The sequence below is a fragment of the Nonomuraea sp. NPDC051298 genome (assembly GCF_055586305.1).
The window spans coordinates 1-4,889 of record NZ_JBVJIM010000060.1; the positions used below are offsets into that span (position 1 = coordinate 1).

6 protein-coding genes are annotated in these 4,889 nt (G+C 68.3%); 2 read left to right on the forward strand and 4 right to left on the reverse strand.

From position 1 onward, the window contains the following. Positions 1-376: 376 nt before the first annotated feature. The gene (locus tag ACZ6S0_RS52840) at positions 377-1,093 is read right to left on the reverse strand and encodes an LLM class flavin-dependent oxidoreductase (RefSeq protein WP_465928734.1); all 717 of its coding nucleotides are present in this window, start codon (positions 1,091-1,093) and stop codon (positions 377-379) included. 504 nt (positions 1,094-1,597) lie between these two features. Here ACZ6S0_RS52840 and ACZ6S0_RS52845 point away from each other — a divergent pair. Then, complete coding sequence (locus ACZ6S0_RS52845) at positions 1,598-1,963, forward strand: hypothetical protein (protein ID WP_465928736.1); 366 nt, start codon at positions 1,598-1,600, stop codon at positions 1,961-1,963. Further along, positions 1,954-2,928, forward strand: coding sequence for a DDE-type integrase/transposase/recombinase (locus tag ACZ6S0_RS52850; protein ID WP_465928738.1), 975 nt, complete (start codon positions 1,954-1,956; stop codon positions 2,926-2,928). Before ACZ6S0_RS52845 ends, ACZ6S0_RS52850 begins: the two co-directional genes overlap by 10 nt. On the opposite strand, the gene ACZ6S0_RS52855 is transcribed toward ACZ6S0_RS52850, so the two are convergent. From ACZ6S0_RS52855 to ACZ6S0_RS52865, 3 genes are all read right to left on the reverse strand, one after another. After that, on the reverse strand, positions 2,876-3,331 hold the full coding sequence (locus ACZ6S0_RS52855; RefSeq protein WP_465928740.1) for a group II intron maturase-specific domain-containing protein: 456 nt from the start codon (positions 3,329-3,331) through the stop codon (positions 2,876-2,878). The genes ACZ6S0_RS52850 and ACZ6S0_RS52855 overlap by 53 nt on opposite strands. A 228-nt stretch (positions 3,332-3,559) precedes the next feature. After that, positions 3,560-4,555 carry a tyrosine-type recombinase/integrase gene (locus tag ACZ6S0_RS52860; RefSeq protein WP_465928742.1) on the reverse strand — a complete coding sequence of 332 codons (996 nt, stop codon included), beginning with the start codon at positions 4,553-4,555 and terminating at the stop codon, positions 3,560-3,562. Further along, positions 4,552-4,725, reverse strand: a complete 174-nt coding sequence (locus ACZ6S0_RS52865) for a hypothetical protein (protein ID WP_465928744.1) — start codon at positions 4,723-4,725, stop codon at positions 4,552-4,554. The genes ACZ6S0_RS52860 and ACZ6S0_RS52865 overlap by 4 nt, the downstream gene beginning before the upstream one ends. Positions 4,726-4,889 lie beyond the last annotated feature (164 nt).

The following is a 4,889-nucleotide window of genomic DNA, read 5'->3' on the forward strand; positions in this document are numbered from 1 at the left end:
GCAGGTACGAACGGCTCATCCCGAGCGGTTCGAACAGCCGGCGGGCGAACTCGGCGGCCAGCGATCTGCCCGCCACCTTCTCGATGATCAAACCGTTATCTTGGGTGGCTCTCAGCGGTCAGGCACGTAAGGCATGTTGGCGTGTCCGAACGTGCCTGACCAATATCTATGGGTTGTCAGGCACGTTGGTCACGTACGGAATCCCTCCATGGGGCACGTTCTCTCGTGCGGAACGGTAGCGCCTCGTCGCAGGCCCCCTTTCGGATCCGCGTGTGTTCGTTTGCTGCTGTGTCTGCGGCGGCAGGGCGAGGCAACTCGACCCATATGGAGCCCGCCTTGTGCATCGAACTGTCCTGAACCACGCACCGCAGGTGCTTCACACGGGCGGGCCCGCCTTAACGCGCCGCACCAGCCATTCCATCGACCCCCGGTAGCTGTGGAGGTGCTCCAGCCACCACGTGGCGCCCGCGTCGGCGTAGGCCCGGACCGACGAACCTGGCTCGCTCACCCCGATGACCACCACCTCGAAGTCGCCCGCGGTTGCCCGGGACCGGCGCAGCTCACTGGCCTGGGCGGCCAGAGAGTCGGGTGAAAGCGTCATGCGGCCCTCCCGGTCGTCGCCGGCGACGATCCAGCCGTCCCAGCGTGCGGCACGCCGAAGCGCACCCGGAGCCGTCCCGCCGACCCACACCGGCACCCCGGGCCGCTGGAGCGGCAGCGGCGCGAGCCGTACCCCGTCGACGGTGTAATGAGTGCCCCGGTGGTGCACTTCCTCGCCGGACCAGAGCGCGACCATCACGTCGAGCGCCTCGTCGAGCACAACCCCGCCGGGACGTGTTGAGCCGAAGGCGGTGAACTCCTGCCGCACGCCGCCCAGCCCGGCGCCCAGGATCGCGCGACCGCTGCTCAGCCTGTCGAGCGTCGCCACCGTCTGGGCCAGCATTTCCGGGCGGTGCCGGGCCACGGCCGTCACTGCCGTGCCCAGCTTGATGCGCGAGGTCGCCTGCGCCGCCGCGGCCAGCGTCACCCACGGGTCGGCCGATGGCATGCCCCAGGTGAAGGCCAGGTTGTCCCACACCAGCACGCGTCCCACCCGGCGGCCTCGGCCTCCTGGGCGAGGGTGACCAGGTGTGCCGGCTCCGCGAGGTCACCGAGGATCGCGACGTCGATGCCATAACGCATGCTCCCACCCAAGCACCCGGCACCGACAGTTCTGGGGTGCCGGGATCGCGCAGCGCGGCGCCGACGAGCGGGTGAGCGCCGCCCGAGAGGAAGCCGTAGAGCAGCTCCGGCAGACCCGCGAGCAGGCCGATGCTGCTGTCGCCGAGGCCAACCTCGCCGCGCAGGAGGCATGGAGTCAGGCAGCCGCCGGACAACAGCAAGGCCGAGCGAGAATTCAACAGAAGGTGGGGGCCGCTTTCGCGCTTGGAATCAGGGGCCCGGCCACGGCTGATATCGAGCAGAGAATTTTGTACTGGCAGGTCCGGCCAGTCTTGAACGTGGACCCCTTCCGCGTCAGAGTCAATGAACCAGTTCCGGTCCGAAACACCTATCAGCCGCGGGTAGTTTGATCACTCCGTGGAAGAGGTTGAAGCAGGTGGCAGGACCACAGCAGGATCCCAAGTCGTCCCAGGCCCGTACGGGTAGGCCGGGCAAGCGGACGTTGCTCGCCCCGTCGGTGAAGTACCAGGTGTTCGTCGAGGTACTCACTGGCCAGTCCACCCAGGGCGAGGCGGCCGAGAAGTACGGTGTGAACCGGATGACGGTCAACGTCATCTGCAAGACCGCCAAGCAGGGCGCGCTGGACGCTCTGGCCGGTGCTTCGACGTCGGGTCGTCCGGGCAAGAGCCCCGAGGCCGTCGAGTTGGAGGCGGCTCACAGGGAGATCGAGCGGTTGCGTGCGACGGTGACCGAGCAGGCCGTCGCGCTCCATCTGCACCAGGGAAAATCGCTTTGGGGCTGAAGGCCGGCCTGGTCCCGCCGCGAGTCGACGCGTCCGTCAAGGCCGGTCTGCTGGAGCTTGTCGCGCACGCGGCGCGTGAGGGCGGTTGGTCGACCCGCCGCTCGTCCGCGCTGCTGGGGCTGGATCACGTGCGGGTGCTGCGCTGGCAGGCCCGCGCCGTGGTGGGCTGCTTGGACGATGCGAAGCCGGGCCCGGAGATCGCGCTGCACGCGCTGCTGCCGTGGGAACGCGAGGCAATCGTGAAGATCGCCGAGGAGTGGCTGGGCATCGACCGTTCCCATCGCAAGCTCGCCCATCGTGGGTCGCGGCTGGAGGCGTTCTACGCCTCGGAATCGACGGTGCTGCGGGTGCTGCAGGCCGCCGGGATCAGCGTTGCCGAGCGGCCCGCGCGTGAGCGACGGCCACGCCGGGCGTGGCCCGAGTGGGCCGAGCTGGTGCCAGGCGTGATCACGATCTATGACTTCACGCACTTTCGCGGGCTGCCGTCCTGGTGCGCGATCGCGGTCCTGGACGTGGTGTCACGGTACTGGCTGGCCACTGTGGTCTCTCCGGAGGAGACCTCTACGCAGGTCGAGGTCGCCTACACGCGCGCTCTGGAGATGCTGGGCAAGGCTCATCTTCTCGATGACGAGGGGTTCTTGGCCGAACTGCGTGGCGGGCAGGTGCCCGGCCACGACGCTTTCCCGGTGCTGCTGGCCGTCTCGGACAACGGGCCGCAGATGACCTCCTCAGCGACCAGGACGTTCATGGCCGGGGCGCGCATCGCCCAGCACTTCGGGCGTCCCGGCACGCCGAATGAGTCGAGTCGGCCTGGAGCGCGGTGCCGGGGTTGCTCCCGGTCCGTTTTCCCAGGCCGCTCGCCGCACCCGCCGTGCCGATCTCTCGGCAACGGGCGCTCCACGGTGTCTGCCGTCAGACGGGCCAGGGTCGGGGGATCGTGCTGCCGCGATACCGGTACCGGGTGACCGGGACCTTCTCGGGGTTGAACAGCTCGATACCGTCCACGCTGATCGGTTTCCACCGGCCGCTGGGGCCGGTGAAAGCCTTGCGAACGTCGGTCCACCTCCAGCGGTGCAACTGCATAAGCCACCGGGTCACCCGCCACCAGACGAATCTGGCCAGGTCGGAGAGGGTGTGTTTGCAGACTGCGTGCTTGAAGTAGTTCGTCCATCCACGCAGGGTCTGATTGATCCTGGTCAGCGCGAACCTGGGGTTCAGCTGTGACGTCCTGTTCGTCAGAGCACGGATCTTGTCCTTCACCGACCGGAAGGGCCGGTCTGCGATGAAGGTATAGACGTGCCACTGGTCCGTTCCGTACTTGCGGCGCCACTGGATGCGGAAGCCCAAGAACTCGAACGCCTCGCTCATGTGACGATCCGGGTCTTGGCCGGTGACAGCCGAAGACCCAGCGGGACGAGAACCCGCGTGATCTCCTCACGCAGTGCCTCGACATCTTCTCGGCCACCACGCACGAGCACCACGAAATCATCGCATTATGCCGAGGCCCGGGTTATGCCGACCCGGCTGTCGGATTCCCTGGTCAGCGGGCGGTTCGCCGTTCCTGGATCGGCATAACCTGGTTGTTCCTGGCGGTGGTTAGAGGGTGTCGAGGAACGCGAGCAGGGTGTCGGGCGGGCGGTAGCGTCCGGGGCTGGTGCCCGGTAGCTGGACACGGGCGAGGGCCTGTTCCTTGATGCTCATGTCGGCGTGGAGATAGATCTGGGTGGTCTCGGCGTCCTGGTGGCCGAGCCAGAGGGCGATGACCGAGGTATCGACTCCGGCCCGCAGGAGTGACATGGCGGCGGTGTGCCTGAGCGTGTGCGGGGTGATGTTCTTCTCCTTGATCGACGGGCAGCTGTCCGCGGCTGCGGTTGCGTGCTTGGTGACGAGCCGCTCGACGGCGTCACGGGAGAGCCGTCCGCCGGGCCGGGTCGGGAAGAGCGGCAGGCCGGGTCCGGGGCTGGGGCCGAGTTCGGCGAGCCAGGTTTTCAGCGCCCTGGCGACCTGGCTGGTCAGCGGGGTTGCCCTGTCTTTGCGTCCCTTGCCGTGGCAGCGGACGTGCGGGCCGGTGCCCAGGTGCGCGTCCTGGCAGGTGAGTGCGGTGAGCTCCGATACCCGCAGGCCGGTCTGAACGGCGAGCAGGAGCAGGGCGTGGTCGCGGCGGCCGTGCCAGGTCTTGCGGTCGGGGGCAGCGAGCAGGGCGTCGGTTTCCCCGGGGGTGAGGTAGTTGACGATGGCGCGCTCGCGCCGGCGGGGCGGGATGGCCAGGACCTGGCTGATCACGGCGGCGTGCTCGGGCGCCCGCGGGGCCGCATAGCGGAACAGTGAGTGGATCGCGGCCAGCCGGGCGTTGCGGGTGGCACTGCCGTTGCCTCGGTCATCTTCCAGGTGCTGCAGGAACGCGCCGATCATCGTGGCGTCCAGGTCCGCGAGGCTGAGTCTGCTGGCTGCCTTCCCGGTCTTGGCCTGTGCGAAGGACAGCAGGAGTCGGCACGTGTCGCGGTAGGCCGCGACCGTGTTCGGACTGGCCTTCTTCTGCCGGGCCAGCCGGTCGGTGAAGAATCCCTGCAGGATGGGGGCAAGGTCGGTCATCGGGCCGCCTGCCCGTCGGCCTGCTCGAGCCTGCCTGCTGCAAGGGCGAGGAGTTCGGGGACGGCCTGGAGGTACCAGTAGGTCGATTTCGGGTCGACATGGCCGAGCCAGGTGGACAGTAGCGGGAGCCGGGCCTGCACGTTCCCGCCGTCGCGATACCAGTCCAGCATCGTCGCGACGGTGAACGTATGCCTCAGATCATGCAGCCGGGGAGCGCGCCGACCGGGCGGCGCCTGGATTGGGCTTCCCCTCGTAACGTGGAGACCGAACCAAGAGAGGTTTGGTCGTGGCAGGAACCACGAGACGCCGTTTTGATCCGGAGTTCCGGGCCGGA

Bases quoted from the DNA above. Each gene is read 5' to 3' on its own strand.
- ACZ6S0_RS52855 (WP_465928740.1), bottom strand. From the start codon at position 3,331: ATGAGCGAGGCGTTCGAGTTCTTGGGCTTCCGCATCCAGTGGCGCCGC.
- ACZ6S0_RS52860 (WP_465928742.1), bottom strand. From the start codon at position 4,555: ATGACCGACCTTGCCCCCATCCTGCAGGGATTCTTCACCGACCGGCTG.
- ACZ6S0_RS52865 (WP_465928744.1), bottom strand. From the start codon at position 4,725: ATGCTGGACTGGTATCGCGACGGCGGGAACGTGCAGGCCCGGCTCCCG.